Source organism: Sporanaerobacter sp. PP17-6a, from assembly GCF_900095615.1.
Lineage (GTDB): Bacteria > Bacillota > Clostridia > Tissierellales > Acidilutibacteraceae > Acidilutibacter > Acidilutibacter cellobiosedens.
In genome coordinates, this window is record NZ_FMIF01000002.1 from 277,614 (window position 1) to 295,349 (window position 17,736).

Consider the following 17,736-nt stretch of genomic DNA (forward strand, 5'->3'; position numbering starts at 1 on the left):
ATTGGACATCGGATTTCCACCATCACCGACTCTCTGTACTTTACTTTTAATTACTACTCCTCTTCATCAAAAACTATATTTTTCATTATTATAATCTAAATATTTACTGCTGTCAATATCTCAATTGAAATTATATAAATATATGTACAATTAATCTTCTATCTGCTCTCTCCCATAAAAAATAACGCTACAGTTCCGGGACCGGAATGAGATCCTATAACAGGCCCTACATTGTTAATTATTATATCCTTCACTTTACACTCATCTAACACCAATTTTCTTAAAAAATTTGCATCTTCTAAACAATCCCCATGACTAATAGCAATTACCTGTTCTTCCGGATGTACAATCTTGTTTTGCAGCTCTTTTGCCAAAGCTTTTAAAGAACTCTTCCTTCCCTTTACTTTGTGCAGAGAAACAAGTTTTCCCTCTATGTTAACATGAAGTACAGGCTTTATTTGAAGCAAAGTCCCTAAAACTGCAGTTGTTTTAGAAATCCTCCCTCCCTTCAAAAGGTGAAACAAACTCTCTACCGTAAAGTAATGATTCATTTTCAATTTGTTATCTTCAAGCCAATTCACTATATCCTCTTTACTTTTCCCCTTTAAAAGCATATCATAAGCATAATACACAAGTAGTCCCTGCCCTAAAGAAGCACTTTTTGTATCTACAACTGCAACATCCGCATTTGGATATTCTTTCATGATTTCGTTTTTCGCAGATTCCGCACTTGCTACGCAACCGCTTAATGCCGAAGAAAATCCTATGTAAATAATGCTTTTACCCATGGATATATATTTCTTAAATTCCTCTACAAATGTATAAGTATTAATTTGAGACGTAGTAGGAGTTTCACCATTCCTTACCCGATTATAAAAATCTTTATAGCTGATGGATTTCCCAAAATCATCCTTATATTCCTCATCTTTAAAATGACAAGTAAGGCTTAAAGCTTCTACATTACTACCCTCAATAAAGCTTAGCGGCAGATCACTGCAAGAATCCGTTATAATAACTGTTTGCATCATTATTCTCCTTTTTATTTTTTTATTAATATAAATCACAATATGTTTTATTTATATTTCATATCATATATTTTATATTACAAATTTCAAATCCATATAACTATAATATTCCTCAGAGTTAAACTCATTATATTTAAAATAAAATTTTATGTCAATGTTTTTTATTCATCACCTATATTTATAAAAAAACGGCGTAACTAAAACTAAGTATACGCCATAATAAACTGCACACTATCCATATTTCAATTTAATGTAAGTGTTTCCTCCTCAATAAACTGTTCCCGTATTCTATTCCTCACGGTTTTTTTACTTATATCACTAACTTTTTAGCTAATAGAGCTCCTCCTATAGAACCTGCATACCTGGCTAAAGGATTCGTATGGATTTCCTGTCCGATACTTTCTGATAAAATTTGTACAAATGGTTTTAACTCACATAAACCCCCTGTTAAATAAAGAGCTCCGCTCATTCCGTTTTTATTTAAAAGAGTTTTAATTCGTCCGATGATAGAATTAAATACACCTCGTGCTATATCCTCTCGTTTTGTTCCGCTCCCAATAAGATTAATCACTTCAGATTCGGCAAAAACCGTACACATACTGGTAATTTTGATATTTTTGCCGTATAGAGCTATTTCCCCCATTTCTTCTATGGAAACTCCCAATGTATTTGACATCAATTCAATAAACCTGCCTGTTCCCGCAGCACATTTGTCATTCATTAAAAAGTTTGTTACATTTCCATCTTTGACGGTTATAATCTTAGTATCTTGTCCACCAATATCCATCACCGTTATATCTTCTCCCGCCAAATAATAAGCTCCCTTGCCATGACAAGTAATCTCGGTAACGGTTTTTTTCGCATAAGGAACGGATACCCTTCCATATCCTGTTGCTACTACTACGGATTTATCTACATCAATGGATTGTTCATCCAAGCTCTTTTTTATCTTCATTGAAGTGTCCAAGCTGTTCCATCCCGTCGGCATCACCATATTTAAAACTAAATCATCTTGATTAAAAACCGAAACTTTGGAAGCAGTTGAACCAATATCTATCCCAATATAATACATCTTTTCACGCCCTTACTTCTAATCTAACGAATACAATCCTAAAACCTCTACAGAATTGTCTCTGATAATAGATTTGATATTTTCTTCATCTCTTTTCTCATACATTATGGAAATGCCGCAACATTTAGAAAGTTGTCTTGGAGTTGGGGATATAACATACTTAATCTTTTTATTCTTTAACAAGGATTCTAATTTCAAACCCTGAGTATAATTTGGAAAAAGTATAAAATTCTTCTCCACTAAATCATCTCCAAAAATGCCTCAACCCTTGTTCTTATCTGTCCCACATCTTCTTCGGAATAATCTGTTTCTATATTGATTAACGGAATATTATTCTCTTTTAATGCCTTTTCTAATTTTCCATATTCTATGGCATAAGTATGACAGAAAGATAGATTACAATAAATTACCCCATCAGCATTATACTCCTCAGCATACTTAATAATGTCATCTATTCTATCATTATTTGGAGTAAAACAGGCACAATTTATATTCATATATCTTTCAGCTATGTTTCTTACGAGATCATCAATTGTATCTCCTTCATCAAAAACTTCCTTTTCAAAATATCGAGTACCTGTACATGTCTCTTCTACAACAATTTCCGCATTCAATCCTTCAATAATATGATGAATTTTCCAATTAGGAACAGACATAGGGGTTCCTGTTATCATAATTCTCTTTCTACCGTTAGGTTTCATTGTTTTTATTCTTTCATCCAGTTCATCGCACAATTCTTCTGTTTTCTCGGTAAATCTTATGGGATCGTCAACAAAAGCCACTTGGCTTACTAACAAAGCATCCAACCCGCTAATAGGAGAAGGGGTATGTTTCCTCAAATCATAAAGCCTCTTTAAGGCTCTTCTCTTCTTATTCACCAAATCAATTGAATTTTTCAGTTTTTCAACGGTTATTTTATTACCTGTAAATTCTTCTATTTTTTTAATAAATAACTTGATTTCATCCTGCCACTCCTGAAAATCTTTCTCTCTTTTCATTTGGGGAAGTTCCATTACATGAACAGGCATATATTCCTCCAATATTTCATAAGCCTTTTTTTTAGCATCACAAGTTGTCTCGCCTACAATCATATCGGTTAACTGAAAGTAAGGGCAAGTACGGCTTACTTTCGCTCCCATAAAAGCTTTAACTAAAGGGCATATATTCCTCGGTAATACCTTTTCCCCATCTTCAACCCAAAATTGACTTCCAGAGCAAAGTCCAACTCCTACCGCATCCGCCGCCAAAATCACTTCGTCCGGTACAAAAACACAAAAAGTCCCTACTACCTTTTTACCGTTTTTCTTGCTTTTCTGAATCTCTTCTATTCTTGCTCCGTGTACCTCTGCAAGGGCATAGTTAAAATAATTCATATTATCCGGTCTGTTTTTCTGAGTCATGTAAATCTCTCCAAAAGAATCAGGCAAAGCCGCGCAAAGAATATCGTGTTTTTGTAAATCCATATTCAATTTTTGCCACATTTCATTATAACTGCCCATTTTATAACTCCCCCTTAATTTATTTAACCAAGTAAATTATATAATAAGAAAAAAATTAATAAAAATAGAAAATATCTATAGCTTTCAAATAAATATAAATTTAATCTATTTTAATTACAATAAAATTGCTTAATCTTATTAAAAAGCTGCTTGCATCACTCTTAGCTTGATACAAGCAGCTTTTTAATGTTCTATAAGTATTTATTACCACTCAGCAATTGTTCCGTCATAGTTTCTCCATCTTGGGTTTGTCCAGTGGAGTCCTTCTTCGCTTATTTTTTTAACATATTCTTCATCTATCTCAATTCCAAGACCATTGCCCTTTGGTATATCCACAAATCCGTTTTTATAATTAAATATTTCTTTGTTCTTAACAAAATCAAGCAAATCAAATCCTTGATTATAATGGATTCCAAGGCTTTGCTCCTGTATAAACACGTTAGGTGTACAAACATCAAGCTGCAATGTTGCCGCAAGAGCTATAGGACCATAAGGAGCATGAGGTGCCACTGCCACATCAAAAGCCTCCGCCATAGCAGCTATCTTTTTGCCTTCAAAAATTCCTCCTGTCAACGCCAAATCAGGTTGAACTATATCTACAATTCCCCTTCTGAATATATCCTTAAATGCCCATCTTGTATATAGCCTCTCTCCCGTTGCTATAGGTATGGAAGTATGGGACGCAATCTCTTCTAAGGCATCATTATTTTCCGGCAATACAGGTTCTTCAATAAACATAGGTCTGTACTTCTCCAGCTCCTTAGCTAAAACTTTAGCCATTGCTTTATGGACACGGCCATGGAAATCAACTCCTATCTCCAAATCATATCCTACTGCTTTTCTGATTGAATCCACTCTTTCAAGTACTGCATCTACCTTTTTATAAGAATCTATATAATGAAGTTCCTCCGTCGCATTCATTTTAACAGCTCTAAAGCCCAGTTCTTTTCTCTTTAGAGCTTCATTGGCAACATCTGAAGGCCTATCCCCTCCTATCCATGAATAAACCATAATCTTATCTCTTGCTCTTCCTCCGAGGAATTCATATACAGGCATATTATAATATTTACCTTTAATATCCCATAAAGCCATTTCAATTCCGGATAAAATAGTCATATTTATAGGGCCGCCTCTAAAGAAAGATCGGTAAAGTACTTGCCATAAATCTTCAATTTGAGTGGGATCCTTACCAATAATGTACTCTCCCATTTCTTTGGCACCTGCTACAACAGTTTCCGTTTTTGTACCAGAAATCAACTCACCCCATCCGCTTATACCTTCATCAGTATTTATCTTTAAAAATATCCATCTCGGCTTTATCTTGTATAACTCTAACGATGTAATCTTCATATTGCCGTGATTCCCTCCTTAATTTTAATTTATATGATTGTCATCACACAGATTTATTATACACTAAAAGAACATATTTAGCATTAAACAATAACGTATTAATGTATTAAATTATCCTCATTTCTTGAAGATTTATTTTAATGTAATGAGATTGGGAGGAGTCTGCCCTTTTATAACAGCTATGACATTATCAACTGCCGTATCTCCCATACGTCTGTTTGATTCAATAGTTGTTCCGCCAATATGGGGTGCTAATATAACATTAGGCAAATCAAAAAGAGGCATATGGGCAGGTGGTTCAAAATCATACACATCAGTAGCATATCCTCTTAAAGTTCCGTCTGTTAAAGCTTTGTACAAAGCATCATAATCCACAAGCTGTTTTCTGGCTGTATCAACTAAAATAGCCCCTTTTTTCATCAATTTAAATTTATCTGCATCAAGAATATTCAAAGTTTTATCAGTTAGCGGTAGGTGCAATGTTATGAAATCCGACTTTGATAATAATTCGTCCAGTTCAACATATTTTATTCCCAATTTTAATGCCGATGAATTCTTCTCAATATCATATCCCAATATGTCCATATCAAACCCCGTAGCCCTTTTTGCGGCTGCAGTACCTATGGCTCCAAGCCCTACAATTCCGATTGTTTTTTTATACAAACTTATTCCCGTAGGTTTTATCCATCGGCCAGCTTTGGTATCATAATTAGCTTGATAAAGACCACGTGCCAGCATAATTAAAAAACCGAAAGCCAAATCAGCTACTTCTTGACTATTTGTAGCAGGAGCATTTGTAACAACTATTCCCAATTTATTCGCAGTTTTAATATCTATTGCATCTACTCCTACTCCATGCTTTGCAATTATTTTAAGATTCTTGCATTTCTCTATCACATTGCCAGGGACCTTATCATTTCCGACAATCAACGCATCCGCATCGGAAGCATATTGAATCATTTCTTCATTTGTAAGAGGCCTTCCATATGGATTAAGAGTTACTTCACACCCTAATTCCTCCAATCGTTTTAAAGGCTCTTTGTTAATCCTGCCAAATGTAACTGCTGTAGCAGCAACTTTCCATTTTTTCATTTTAAATTACTCCTTTCTATACTAACCGTTAAATCCGGCAAAAGCCACCTGAATATCAGGTGGCCTGTCTATAAAAATTTTTTTAAACTAAAAACATTTGTTATTTGTTGGAGTCATCTTCAACATATCCAAAGGCCTTATGCCATGCTTTAGGATTCTTTTTGAATAAGAACAATATTGCAAATACACCTGCAAAAGCTATTATTATTCCTATAGGTTTCTCTCCTAAGAAGTAAAACAAAGCATGAATAGGTCTCATATCTGCACCGACAACTGCCGAACCTGTATCCGGCAATGCAATTCCTATTTTCTTTACAGTTGCGGCAAAGACTGGTGCAATCTTACTGGAAGCGTATAATGTTATAGCTACCCCGATAACATCAGTTATATAAGAAGCAATAATATTTCCTCCCATAATAGCTACTGCGACTGAACCCAAGAAGAAAGGAGTTACTCCTAAATCTGCCAGCATGATAAATTTATTTCCCGGCAGGAAGAATATAAGTGGAACAGTAGTTATCATAGTTAAAAGTCCTGTTGTAAGAACATCCGGATGGCCTATAGTAAGAGCTGAATCCATTCCGAAATTAATTTGCCTCTTAACACCCTTAGAAGAAAGCATTCCTCTTACTTTATCGCTTAATGTAGCAAACCCTTCCAAAAGAGCTGCTGTTGCTTTAGGATACAAGTAGATGAATGCACCTGTTCCTATACCTAATGACAATATACTTGCCCATGTACTCATTTCTCCTAATTTCCCATGCCATGCAATAATACCGATAGCAAATGAAATCAGAAATCCTATAACAACTGAATCTCCTAAAATTCCAAACCTTTTCCTTACTGTCTTTGAGTCAATTTGGATTTTAGTCAATCCAATTTTATCAAATAACCATTTTAAAGGAACAGCTAATAAAACTAATCCTTGACCGCTTGCATGAGGAAAAGCAAGACCAGGTAAGTTAAAAAACTTCTGCATAGTAGGCGCTGTTATATCTGCTATTACAAGAAGGAACATTTCTACGGCTATTGTAATTAAAACTCCGTATAATAAACTTCCTGTAGAATAATAAACCAAGCTTCCTATAAAAGCCCAATGCCAAAAATTCCATAAGTCCAAATCCAATGTATCTGTCATATGAAGTAAAAGCATTATTACGTTTACCAATATCCCTATTGGGATAACTAATGCACCAATTGTTGTAGAATAACCTACTGCTGCCAAAAGAGCCCAACCGGTATCTACATAAGGTAAATTAATTCCCGTTGAAGTAACCATGTCAGAAATTGCTCCACCGATTAATCCCATAAAATATGGATTTAAAATTGATACAAGGCCATTAAGTCCTACCCCTATATAAAGAGCTGATCTTAATGCCTTTGTAGGCTTTACCCTAAGAATCAGTTCGAAGATTAGTATTATTATGGGGAGCATAACGGCAGCACCAAAGGTTTTCATAATTGTCTGAAACATATTTACAACCTCCCTTTTCTTTATTTCTTGTCAATAATATCCTTAATCTGTTCAAAAACTTGCTCTTTACCTATACCAGTCAAAAATGGAATGCCACTTATAACGGGTATATCCGTATCATCTAAAGCCACTCCTGCAGTAGAAACAACAAAATCAAAATTTCCACCTTTAACTGTTCTGGTAACGTCTAACACACGGCCTTGAGTGAATTCTGCTTCCACATCCATATCCTCCAATGCCTCTCTCAATGAAACAAGTACTATCGAAGAAGTCGCAACACCGTCTGCACAGACAACTAATACATTAACGCGTTTACGTTCATTTTTCCCTTTCATATTTTCACCTCCTTACAATGGTAAAAAATTACCATCAAATTATTTCTCTATGTTAAATTAAAATTAACTTAAAGGTACATTTTTTATTATTTCCATTATTTCATCACTTGTTTCGGCATTTAATATTTTTTCAAGTATCGAATCATTTTGTAACAATGAAGCCAATTGTTTAAGCATATCGATTTGGCTGTGAGGATCTTTTAATGCCATCATAAAGACCACATTTACATCTACGTTTTTTGACGAATTTTCCATATTTTTAAATGATAGTGGCTTTGCCAGTGTTGCAACGACTATTGCCGGTGCTATTACATGTTTGGGATCCGTATGAGGAATTGCAGCACCATATTTATTTAGCTGTAATCCTGTAGGAAATTTCTCCTCACGTTTTTTAATTCCCTCAAGGTAACTTTCTTTAACAAAGCCTGAATCATATAGTTTCTTATATAATTTTTCAAATAGTTCTTCCTTAGTTTCTACTTCTAATTTTGTAACAATTAATTCTTTATTGAGTAAATCTAACATTTTCATTAATTCAACCCCCAGTCTTTCTATTCTAATATCTTGCAAGCATCATGCCAACTATTCGGTTGGAATTGTATTTTCTAATATTATCTCCTTCATTTCAGCAGAATTTCGGGCTTTCCTCAACTTATCTATTATTTCTTTATCTCTCAATACTTTATACAAATCATATATATAACCTTTAGAATCTTCTTTTAAAGCCATTAAAAATATTAAATCAGTTTTTAGATCTTGTTCCCAAGTGATAAATTTTTTCAATTTTGCAATCACTATAGCAGACCTTTTTACATATCTTATACTGCCATGAGGTATAGCTATCCCTTCTTTCATCCATGTTGATCCTATGGCCTCTCTCTTATAAACACTGAGCATAAAATCTCTATCCACATATTCCTTTAAATCCAATAATTTAATCATTTTATCAAGAGCGTCTGTTTTGCTGTTTACATCAAGGTCAACTAATATTAAATCTTCGGAAATAACTCCTTCAAGAGGACTTTTATCTCTTATATCTATCCCTATAACTTCTTTTAGTTTTCCCAAACCCTCTCCACTCATTATTTCCTCTACTGATATAAATGGTATATCATCAATTTTGGGATCTATAGTTCCCACAAAAGCAGATATAATACTCTTTTTTCTTATATCAACTATTTGTTCATCTATTTCCTGCTCATTAAATGCTCCTATAGGAATAATTTTAAATTTATCTTTGATGCCGACTATTTTATCTTCAATATACCTTTTAATTTTAAGAGCTGTTCCTTCACCGGTTATACATATGGTAACAACAGCCTTAGGAAGTTTATATGAGTCCTTCACTCCTTCTACATGGCCAACATAAGATTTATTTATATCTAAGGAATTAACAATATCATCAAGAGTCGTATCAGGTATAATAGCCCTTCTTACACACTCCAAAACCATTACGGTATCAACTCTTCCTATAGTACGTGTTGGTATTCCCGTTCTTTTGGTAATTATTTCTCCAAAAGTTATAAGAGAACCCATATCAATAAGTATCACACATCCTTTGCCCTCATCTACTTTTTTTGCCAGTTCGATAGTCCTTGAAAGGGCAGCTTCCGGCCTTTCATCAAGATCCATCTCTATACCATGAGCTATATTTACTCCCAGCAGTTTATTGGCAACCTCGGCCATACCTTTAGCTACATGACCATGAGTCAATATTATAACTGCTACTTTCTTTTTGCTCTTATCTTCATTGGCAGAAAATGTCCTCAAATACATTGCAACAAAACCAACTTCGTCATCGGTCAGCTCTATTCCGAGATCCTTGTTTATTTTATCTATCATTTCTTTTGCTACTCTATATTCATTGGCATATTCTTTTTTAACATTTTCAAGTTGAGGATTGATTATAGCTTTTCCGTGTTTAAGCCTGTCATATGCAGCGCTTAAATGTATTGCCAAGGAATAAAAAAAGTTTTTCCTGATATTACTGTAATAGCGGTTAGCAATGTCGACCGCATCCTCAACAGCATAAATAATCTTTTCACCTACAATTTCCTTTAACTCTTTTTTTGAAACCGTAGAATTTAATTTTGTACTATAAGCAAATCTTTTCAGTTCTGTTTCCACTTGACTTCCGACTATTCTATATATGTCACTCTTCGAAAGTCCTTGATTTTTAAGTTCATTAAATCGATCTTCTATAAACTGATAAATCTCATTTGGAAATATATATCTGTTCTCTTTCGGAAATAAACTGCTTCTTCTGTCAGGATATACTATCATATCCTTATCACAATATTTTTCTATTTCGGGATCTCTCTTTCCGACATTAAGAAGTCCCATTCTTACATGATTGGGAAGATATGATAAGCTTATATCTATATTTTTGCTTTCACTATCAAGAGTATTTAATAGACCCCTTGCACATGAAACTTGTATATCACTTCTTATCTCTCCGATGTTTCCTGAGCAATCATACAGCATTAATGCTCTTATGACGTCATTTCTTATTTTTATTGATCTATTTATTCTTAAAGATTCCTCCGCAAAAAAACAATTTATTATTCTGTATCTTTCAGAAAATGGTCTTTCACTAATTGGAGGCAATTCAATAACCATAGGAATCCTTCTCCTGAATGTAAGCAACAAAGATGACTCCGGGTTTTCGGTCGTTGCCGCTATAAGCATTATCCTTGATTCTCTCATATTCTCCGTTTCACCCAGTCTTCTGAATCTTCCCTTATCCAATAAATAAAAAAGTATTTCCTGACCTTCACTGGGAAGCCTGTGCACTTCATCAAGAAACAATATTCCTCCGTTTGCCTTTTCTACCAAACCGGCCTTTGATGTATCGGCACCTGTAAATGAACCTTTATTATATCCGAAGAGATGAGACATAAGCAGTTGAGGATTATCGGCATAATCTGCACAGTTAAATACTATAAAAGGATTTTTTTTAGTAAATCTCTTTGACTCTAATGCAAATTCATACATGGATTCCGCAAGTTGACTCTTTCCAACTCCTGATGGACCAAGAATTAATGTGTGAAGGCCATGAGGTGGATATAATATGGCTGCCATTGCCTGACTGATTTGCCCTTTTAAACTGCCATCATAACCTATTATTCCTTTAAAGGACAGTAGATCAGCTTTCTCCCACTTTTTGCTGCTTTTTAGGTCATCATCTTCTTTTGAATTTTCATTTTTCTTTACATTTTCAACCTCTTTTTCATTTTTGCCATCTTTCACATTTTCAACCGGTTTCACATCATATGCCATACTTAAAATATCTTTTTTTATTTGAGACACGACAAACCTGGACACATTATATCCAATTTCATTTAAACTTTTGGTAAGCTTTCTATCAGATATATTCTTGTTTTCCTTAAGAATTTTTTTTATGTCATCATATAAATATGATTTCCTTCTTTCATTGGAATTTGATATATTATTCAGGAGTCTGTACCTTGTTACATCTTCTCTGCTTATCTTTAGTATTTCTGCAATTTCTTCATCTGTCAGAGGATTTTTCTTATTTTCATTCTGTATAATCTTTTCAATCTCACTCATCATTACATCACCCCTATAGTTATAAAAATTATATATGCAAATTTTGTGACAACTAATATGGCAGGCTTTGTGTAAATTATTAAAATTAGATTAAACAGCCATAAATAATAGTTAACAATCCCCACTCTATCACATTTTCAGCCTCTCATTTTTATCTATTTATTTTTTTGGCTTTCTTAGATTACAGTAATTATTATTTGTATATAGTACTATTCTATCCATTTTAATTTTTCACTTTTTCTGCCATTTTCTGTTCAACTTTAAATGAACCTAAAAAAGGCTTCCTTAATGTATAACACCTTAATAGAAGCCTTTTTTATAACCCATAGGAAAATCCCATTTTCATTAATTTATATTTTCCGTTTTCACTAACCTTTCTTACTTATAATCAATCCTATTTATGCTTTATCCGTAACAATCGATCTATCTCTTGTGAAGTCATGGTATTTGATAAGATCCCTCTTAGACGCCTCTCTGCCTCTTCTTTTGTAATGACTTTACTAAAATCATAGTTTGCATGTTCTTCCCATTCCTCTGCAGTTGAATAAACAAATGTAGCCCAATTAGGCGTAAGTATTTTCCCCCTGGAAAAAGCTGTTACATATAAATTTTCAAGTAAAAACGAAAATGCTTTTGAATACTCTTTACCTGATATCTGGGCAAAAACTTTAATTAATTTAGCTTCCAAAGGCCCGGATTTCAGTAATCTGTATATCATTTGGCTTTTTTCGTTTAAGGATGGACGAATCAGACAATTTTTCAGCAGAAAATAGACTTCCTGAGAAAGATAAACTGTTCGATTTCGATATGCTTTACAATAAAATATTTCATGGGAATCAATCAGTTCAATAACATCTCCTACTTCACAACCGATATCATTTATAGAGGGAAGATAGATATTATCATTACAAGAAAAAATACCTCTATCCTTTAGTTGACTTCGAATATTTTCTACTCCATTTTCACCACGCTTAAGTAAAATCGTCATTTTATCACCTCAAAATTAAAAAAAATTTGATTTAAACAGGCTGACACGTTGGACAAAAATAAATACTTCCCCCTAAATAAGGCTGGCGGATAATCTCTCTTCCACAAACAGGGCAGGGTTTTTTATATGTTTTATTCGACAATTTAGTAGCATAGCCGCCAAAGTTACCGAAAAAATCTTTTTCAGTATCTCGCCCTCCCAAAATAGCCATACTTCTTAGTGTATACTTTACAGATTCAAAGAGATTATCTATTTGTACGTCAGAAAGTGTTTTGATTTTACTTTTAGGATTGATACGTGCATTAAATAAAATATCCTGCAATACACCATTCCCCAATCCCGGTATGCGTTGCTCAGTGGCAAGAAATGCCTTTACACTTGATGTGCCGGAAACACTATTTAATAATTTCATAAAATAAATTTTGTCAAACTTATCGGATAATGGTGATATAGCTTGTTTAGCAGCAATATAATAAGGATTGTCATTTTCTCCATCAGTAAAAACCCACATCCCACCATACATCTGAACCGTACATACCATAACAGATAAATCGTCAAATTCAACTAATAGTTGATGTTTTGGGGGCAGTGAGTCATTATTGGGAAAATATCTGATATTGACACCATCACCAAATAACATAATAGTAGTCCCTAAGGATACTTCAACATATCCAGCAAGAGGAGTTATTGTATCAACTCTTTTGCCTACCAAATGTTTCGAATATGTATCCGGTTCCCCAAAATAAAAAGCAAATTTATGGGGAGAATGGTTTGCAATGACCTTTTTAATCGCTTTGCCTGCTATTGTTTCATTCATCTGTTTTGCAATTGTAATGCATTCAGGAATTTCTATCATTTTTGCACCTCTTTCCAACTTGTATTTTAACATAGGTTTATTATATCATTATTAAGAAAAAACACCACTGCTTTGATCTGATAATATAAAAACACTCATCTTCCTTTTTAATTTATAGGAAAATGAGTATTTCTATATTATCACTTTAAGGCTTCAATACCACTTTTATTGCTTCTCCTCTTCTCGTAAGTTCTATCGCTTTTTTTATTTTTTCTAATTGTAAATTTTATTGGACTTATACCGGTATTAAGATATAAGTCCAATAAATAACCTGACCTGTAATTTAGATATCAAAATAGTATACAAAACTCTATAAAATATGATAATATAGAAAGTATAAAGGGGTACTTTTGATTGATAACTTCGGGCCAATGAAGATCCTTCGAAAGTATTTCCTTTTTTAATATACTATTAACCATTTGATACCTCCTGTACAGGTTCATCAAAAAAACTGTTTAACAATCTTTCAATGTCAATAATAGATTTCATTTTATCTAATTTCTTCATCAATTCTTTATCTGTTATCATTTGTACAAGTGTACTTAAAACTCCCACTTGTTTCTTCGGATCTTTTACTCCGAGCACAAACACAAAGTGAGCTTTTACTTTTTTCTCCGGTTCTCCCATATGCTCAAATACAATCGGAGACGACAGTCTTATAAAAACAATGCAGGCTTCATTGATGTATTCGGCATCCGTATGTGGAATCGCAACACCATATTTTTCGGTCATTAACCCTGTAGGATAAACTTTTTCTCTTTTTTTCAAAGCTTCATAAAAGTCTGATTTTACGTAGCCTTCTTTATATAATTTTTCACTAACTTCTGAAAATAATTGATCTTGGCTTTGAAAACTTTTATCCAACCAGATTAATTCCCGTTTAAAGACTTCCTCCTTTTTATACATTTATAACCCTCCTAAATTTACCATTCTACAGCTCATTTTATATTCTTTTCAATGTCTTGATACAATTTATCCATTCCCATCCAAGGATACAATAGGCATAATCCTTGAATTACCGGCAATTTTGTCTGTATCGCTGCCGTTCCTGCTGTAACAACCATATCCATCTTATCTTCAAAAATAGATAAATCTTGAGTTTTATAGGTATTTACAAATTGCACGTCAGCATTTATCTCTCTTTGAGAAAGTCCGCTTTTTAAATTCTGTATAATCTTTGCTGCTTTTTCATCTCGTATTCCACCAACAAGCAATATTGATACTTTTTTCATGTCATAACTCCTCAATTAAATTCTTTAATTATTTCTTGTGTCCTACTAATTCCAATACGGTCAGCTCCTGCATCAATTAGTTTCAGGCATTCTTCTAAGGTATGAATACCTCCGGCAGCCTTTATCTTCATCTCTTTAGAAACCGATTCTTTCATTAAACGAATGTCTTCTACAGTAGCACCCCCCGGAGCAAATCCCGTTGATGTCTTTACATAAGCTGCACCTGCCTCTTCTACTAATTTAGAACCCAGTGCAATTTCTTCTTTTGTTAAAAAACAATTTTCCAGGATAACTTTTACAATACAAGGAGTTGCATTAACAACTGCGTTGATATCATCTTTTACTTTATCTACTTCTCTGTTTTTCAATGCCCCTATATCAATAACCATATCTAACTCAGCTGCACCCTTGGCATACGCATCTTTTGCTTCAGCAACTTTTGAAAAAGTGGTATGTGCTCCTGAAGGAAAACCAATAACTGTTCCGATTTTAACATCTGTTCCGTGTAATATTTCATAAGCCAAATCTAAATTACAAGGATTAATACATACTGAAGCACAATGATTTTCCTTTGCAAAATGTAAACCTTCTAAAACCTCTTGTTTAGTTAATTGTGGCTTTAATAATGAATGATCAACATGTCTTAAAAATTCACTTTTAGTTAGTTTCATGATAATATCTCCTTTTCTACTAATATTTTTTAATTAATTAATATGAAATTTAGAACAACGAAAACAATTTAACAATAATCCAAGTTATAAAATTGGCACGATCCAAATTTCCAATCTGGGATGCACCTTCCGGTATAGTTACTCCTGCAGTTAGCGCCATCTTTGTTTCGGCAGGTGACAAATTTGTAGCAAATAACAGCACAAGAGCCATTACCACTGTTCCTATTATCAATGAATGAATAACATTGCCCTTAGACATAGCGGTAATCAAGCAAACAAGAAATGGTATTACTGCCAAATCAGCAAATGGTAAAATTTGATTCCCCGGTAAAATTATTGCTAAAAAAATAGTAATCGGCACTAACAACAAACCTACTGCAATAACGGAAGGTTCTCCCAAAGAAACAGCGGCATCCAGACCAATAAAAATCTGGCGGTCACCAAAATGTTTAGCCATAAATTCTCTTGCCGCTTCTGAAATTGGAATTAATCCTTCCATTAGAACCGCCACCATTTTAGGCATCAAATACATAACTGCAGCCATTGCGATTCCCAATTTCAATATACTAGCCGCATCTAACCCTCCTAATATTCCTAAAGCAATTCCGATAATTAGCCCCATTGCCATAGGTTCGCCAAATATCCCGAATTTTTTTCTAATCGTTTCCGGATTGGCATTCAAACGGTTAATCCCCGGTATATGATTCAGCAGCCAATTCAAAGGAATAACGATTGGTAAAAATCCCAAAGCCGTCAAATGAGGGAAAGATATTCCCGGCATACCAAAGTAATTCTCCACATAAGGTTGCGTATAATCAGCTAATAACAAAGCAATGATAGCCGCTACACTGGCTGCCACAATTCCCATGACAACACTTCCGCTTGTAGCCGTTACAGCCGCACCAATAAATGAAAATTGCCAAAAATTCCATATATCAACATCCATTGTTTTGGTAAGCTTCAGGCTTAACATAATAAAATTGATTATCAATACAATAGGAATCATTAACCCGGCCGCAACCCAGGCCCATGAAATAGAAGACATTGCCGGCCATCCGATATCGATTATTTTCAAATTCAGGCCTAATCTTTTAGTCATGGCTTGTGCTGCAGGTCCCAATTCCGATGTCAATAAATTGATGACCAAATTGATTCCCGTGAATCCAATTCCTATTGTAACTCCGGATCTAAAGGATTTTGAAAGACCGGCTCCCATTATCAACCCAAATACAAAGATGATAATAGGTAACATAACTGCTGCTCCCAAACTTAATATCCAATTTAACGCCGCCATTTTATTTCCTCCTTTATATTTTTATATTTAAGGAACCTTATGTCCCTTAACTGCTGTCCAAATCATAAACCATTCTTCAGGTGTCAATTTATATTTTAATGCACTAACGGGCTTTTTTACTAAACCGATTTCTCCTGAACCAGTAATTGGTATCAATTGTGCGGGATGTGATAACAACCAGGCAAAAGCAATTTCATCAATAGACGATGCTCCGACTTCTTCCCTGATAATTTCCAACGTCTCACGTAACCGAATTTCCTGTTCTTCTGTCCCTGTAAAAATTCTTCCTCCTGCCAACGGTGACCAAATCATTGGGTGAATTCTTTCTTCCAAACATAAGTTTATAACCCCGTTTTCCATATTTCCCATATTTAAAGCTGAAAGTTCAACTTGGTCTGTAATTAAAGGAACTGTAAGATATGATTTTAGCATTCGAAATTCATCTGGTAAAAAATTAGAAACTCCAAAACTCTTTACCTTACCATCTTTATATAATTTTTCGAAAGCCTTACCTATTTCTTTTGGGTCCATAAACGGGCTTGGACGATGCAATAATAACGTATCAATATAATCTGTCCCCATATATTTAAGTGATTTTTCTACTTGCTGAATAATATATTTTTCACTATAATCATAATATTTCACCCTTGCAGCAGCAGATTTATACACAATTCCACATTTGGTAATAATCTGCATCTTCTTTCTTAAATCCGGTCTTTTCTTCAGCGCATCTCCAAATTTTTTTTCTACCATATAATTTCCATAGATATCAGCATGATCCATTGTCGTAATACCTAAATCCAAACATTCTTCAAGAAATCGAATTAACTCATCATCAGTCAAATTCCAATCTAAAAGCCTCCAGAATCCGAGAGCTATTCTTGAAAAGTATAAGTTGTCCGCCATCTTTATATATTCCATTTCTATTCCTCCTATTTTTCTACAATATGTTTTAATTTAGATACAACCTCTTTATCTGTTGCTTCTTGATTTACTCCGGTTAAATAACTTATTGCAAATATTGAAGGCGTTTTCACTGTATTTGGTACTCTTGTACTCGAAACTATCAAATCATAATCAGGTGCTAATTTTTCAACTTCTACTATTTTGACTTGTTTTATTGATACGTCTATTTCATTGTCTTCACACAGCTTCTTTACCCTATTTGCAATAACCGTACTTGTTGCAATGCCGCTACCGCAGGAAACAAGAATCTTATAGGTTTTCATTATGTCCACCTCCTTTCAGTTGGGTATATATTTTTTAACAACGTTTTCT

Annotated in this window: 19 protein-coding genes and 1 other annotated feature (1 of these 20 cut by a window edge); all 19 genes read right to left on the reverse strand. The window is 34.0% G+C overall.

What is annotated here, in order from left to right; all coding sequences use genetic code 11:
* Positions 1–76 (reverse strand) — a binding site (T-box leader); it reaches 142 nt to the left of the window's first position.
* A gap of 82 nt (positions 77–158) precedes the next feature.
* The gene (locus PP176A_RS02505; RefSeq protein WP_071138863.1) at positions 159–1,025 is read right to left on the reverse strand and encodes a DegV family protein; all 867 of its coding nucleotides are present in this window, start codon (positions 1,023–1,025) and stop codon (positions 159–161) included.
* Positions 1,026–1,335: 310 nt separating this feature from the next.
* A complete protein-coding gene (locus tag PP176A_RS02510) occupies positions 1,336–2,097 on the reverse strand; it encodes an acyl-CoA dehydratase activase (RefSeq protein WP_071138864.1) in 762 nt (253 codons plus the stop codon).
* An 18-nt stretch (positions 2,098–2,115) separates the two neighbouring features.
* The gene (locus tag PP176A_RS02515; protein ID WP_083381735.1) at positions 2,116–2,337 is read right to left on the reverse strand and encodes a DUF3343 domain-containing protein; all 222 of its coding nucleotides are present in this window, start codon (positions 2,335–2,337) and stop codon (positions 2,116–2,118) included.
* Positions 2,337–3,596 (reverse strand): double-cubane-cluster-containing anaerobic reductase, encoded by a 1,260-nt coding sequence (locus PP176A_RS02520; RefSeq protein WP_071138866.1) that lies wholly within the window; start codon positions 3,594–3,596, stop codon positions 2,337–2,339. The genes PP176A_RS02515 and PP176A_RS02520 overlap by 1 nt, the downstream gene beginning before the upstream one ends.
* A 204-nt stretch (positions 3,597–3,800) precedes the next feature.
* Entirely contained in the window at positions 3,801–4,946 is a 1,146-nt protein-coding gene (dgoD, locus tag PP176A_RS02525; protein WP_071138867.1) for a galactonate dehydratase, read from the reverse strand.
* 132 nt (positions 4,947–5,078) lie between these two features.
* Positions 5,079–6,038, reverse strand: a complete 960-nt coding sequence (locus PP176A_RS02530) for a phosphoglycerate dehydrogenase (protein ID WP_071138868.1) — start codon at positions 6,036–6,038, stop codon at positions 5,079–5,081.
* Positions 6,039–6,138: 100 nt separating this feature from the next.
* The gene (locus PP176A_RS02535) at positions 6,139–7,512 is read right to left on the reverse strand and encodes a PTS transporter subunit IIC (protein WP_071138869.1); all 1,374 of its coding nucleotides are present in this window, start codon (positions 7,510–7,512) and stop codon (positions 6,139–6,141) included.
* A 20-nt stretch (positions 7,513–7,532) separates the two neighbouring features.
* Complete coding sequence (locus PP176A_RS02540) at positions 7,533–7,847, reverse strand: histidine kinase (protein WP_071138870.1); 315 nt, start codon at positions 7,845–7,847, stop codon at positions 7,533–7,535.
* Between the two features lie 63 nt (positions 7,848–7,910).
* Complete coding sequence (locus tag PP176A_RS02545) at positions 7,911–8,378, reverse strand: PTS sugar transporter subunit IIA (protein ID WP_071138871.1); 468 nt, start codon at positions 8,376–8,378, stop codon at positions 7,911–7,913.
* A 51-nt stretch (positions 8,379–8,429) separates the two neighbouring features.
* Positions 8,430–11,417, reverse strand: a complete 2,988-nt coding sequence (locus tag PP176A_RS02550; protein ID WP_200795949.1) for a sigma 54-interacting transcriptional regulator — start codon at positions 11,415–11,417, stop codon at positions 8,430–8,432.
* Positions 11,418–11,811: 394 nt separating this feature from the next.
* Positions 11,812–12,405, reverse strand: a complete 594-nt coding sequence (locus PP176A_RS02555) for an AlkZ-related protein (protein WP_071138873.1) — start codon at positions 12,403–12,405, stop codon at positions 11,812–11,814.
* 31 nt (positions 12,406–12,436) lie between these two features.
* The gene (locus tag PP176A_RS02560) at positions 12,437–13,261 is read right to left on the reverse strand and encodes an endonuclease VIII (protein WP_071138874.1); all 825 of its coding nucleotides are present in this window, start codon (positions 13,259–13,261) and stop codon (positions 12,437–12,439) included.
* A 290-nt stretch (positions 13,262–13,551) separates the two neighbouring features.
* Positions 13,552–13,680 carry a hypothetical protein gene (locus tag PP176A_RS16570; RefSeq protein WP_255401424.1) on the reverse strand — a complete coding sequence of 43 codons (129 nt, stop codon included), beginning with the start codon at positions 13,678–13,680 and terminating at the stop codon, positions 13,552–13,554.
* Positions 13,673–14,167, reverse strand: a complete 495-nt coding sequence (locus tag PP176A_RS02565) for a PTS sugar transporter subunit IIA (protein WP_071138875.1) — start codon at positions 14,165–14,167, stop codon at positions 13,673–13,675. Before PP176A_RS02565 ends, PP176A_RS16570 begins: the two co-directional genes overlap by 8 nt.
* A 32-nt stretch (positions 14,168–14,199) precedes the next feature.
* The gene (locus PP176A_RS02570; protein ID WP_071138876.1) at positions 14,200–14,493 is read right to left on the reverse strand and encodes a hypothetical protein; all 294 of its coding nucleotides are present in this window, start codon (positions 14,491–14,493) and stop codon (positions 14,200–14,202) included.
* Positions 14,494–14,504: 11 nt separating this feature from the next.
* Complete coding sequence (gene deoC, locus PP176A_RS02575; protein ID WP_071138877.1) at positions 14,505–15,164, reverse strand: deoxyribose-phosphate aldolase; 660 nt, start codon at positions 15,162–15,164, stop codon at positions 14,505–14,507.
* Between the two features lie 49 nt (positions 15,165–15,213).
* Positions 15,214–16,458, reverse strand: coding sequence for a PTS galactitol transporter subunit IIC (locus PP176A_RS02580; protein ID WP_071138878.1), 1,245 nt, complete (start codon positions 16,456–16,458; stop codon positions 15,214–15,216).
* A 27-nt stretch (positions 16,459–16,485) separates the two neighbouring features.
* A complete protein-coding gene (locus tag PP176A_RS02585) occupies positions 16,486–17,379 on the reverse strand; it encodes an aldo/keto reductase (protein WP_071138879.1) in 894 nt (297 codons plus the stop codon).
* Between the two features lie 11 nt (positions 17,380–17,390).
* The gene (locus tag PP176A_RS02590) at positions 17,391–17,687 is read right to left on the reverse strand and encodes a PTS sugar transporter subunit IIB (protein WP_071138880.1); all 297 of its coding nucleotides are present in this window, start codon (positions 17,685–17,687) and stop codon (positions 17,391–17,393) included.
* Positions 17,688–17,736: the final 49 nt, after the last annotated feature.

Coding starts and splice junctions, on each gene's coding strand:
- PP176A_RS02505 (WP_071138863.1), bottom strand. CDS start 1,025: ATGCAAACAGTTATTATAACGGATTCTTGCAGTGATCTGCCGCTAAGC.
- PP176A_RS02510 (WP_071138864.1), bottom strand. CDS start 2,097: ATGTATTATATTGGGATAGATATTGGTTCAACTGCTTCCAAAGTTTCG.
- PP176A_RS02520 (WP_071138866.1), bottom strand. CDS start 3,596: ATGGGCAGTTATAATGAAATGTGGCAAAAATTGAATATGGATTTACAA.
- dgoD (WP_071138867.1), bottom strand. CDS start 4,946: ATGAAGATTACATCGTTAGAGTTATACAAGATAAAGCCGAGATGGATA.
- PP176A_RS02530 (WP_071138868.1), bottom strand. CDS start 6,038: ATGAAAAAATGGAAAGTTGCTGCTACAGCAGTTACATTTGGCAGGATT.
- PP176A_RS02535 (WP_071138869.1), bottom strand. CDS start 7,512: ATGTTTCAGACAATTATGAAAACCTTTGGTGCTGCCGTTATGCTCCCC.
- PP176A_RS02540 (WP_071138870.1), bottom strand. CDS start 7,847: ATGAAAGGGAAAAATGAACGTAAACGCGTTAATGTATTAGTTGTCTGT.
- PP176A_RS02545 (WP_071138871.1), bottom strand. CDS start 8,378: ATGAAAATGTTAGATTTACTCAATAAAGAATTAATTGTTACAAAATTA.
- PP176A_RS02550 (WP_200795949.1), bottom strand. CDS start 11,417: ATGAGTGAGATTGAAAAGATTATACAGAATGAAAATAAGAAAAATCCT.
- PP176A_RS02555 (WP_071138873.1), bottom strand. CDS start 12,405: ATGACGATTTTACTTAAGCGTGGTGAAAATGGAGTAGAAAATATTCGA.
- PP176A_RS02560 (WP_071138874.1), bottom strand. CDS start 13,261: ATGATAGAAATTCCTGAATGCATTACAATTGCAAAACAGATGAATGAA.
- PP176A_RS16570 (WP_255401424.1), bottom strand. CDS start 13,680: ATGGTTAATAGTATATTAAAAAAGGAAATACTTTCGAAGGATCTTCAT.
- PP176A_RS02565 (WP_071138875.1), bottom strand. CDS start 14,167: ATGTATAAAAAGGAGGAAGTCTTTAAACGGGAATTAATCTGGTTGGAT.
- PP176A_RS02570 (WP_071138876.1), bottom strand. CDS start 14,493: ATGAAAAAAGTATCAATATTGCTTGTTGGTGGAATACGAGATGAAAAA.
- deoC (WP_071138877.1), bottom strand. CDS start 15,164: ATGAAACTAACTAAAAGTGAATTTTTAAGACATGTTGATCATTCATTA.
- PP176A_RS02580 (WP_071138878.1), bottom strand. CDS start 16,458: ATGGCGGCGTTAAATTGGATATTAAGTTTGGGAGCAGCAGTTATGTTA.
- PP176A_RS02585 (WP_071138879.1), bottom strand. CDS start 17,379: ATGGAATATATAAAGATGGCGGACAACTTATACTTTTCAAGAATAGCT.
- PP176A_RS02590 (WP_071138880.1), bottom strand. CDS start 17,687: ATGAAAACCTATAAGATTCTTGTTTCCTGCGGTAGCGGCATTGCAACA.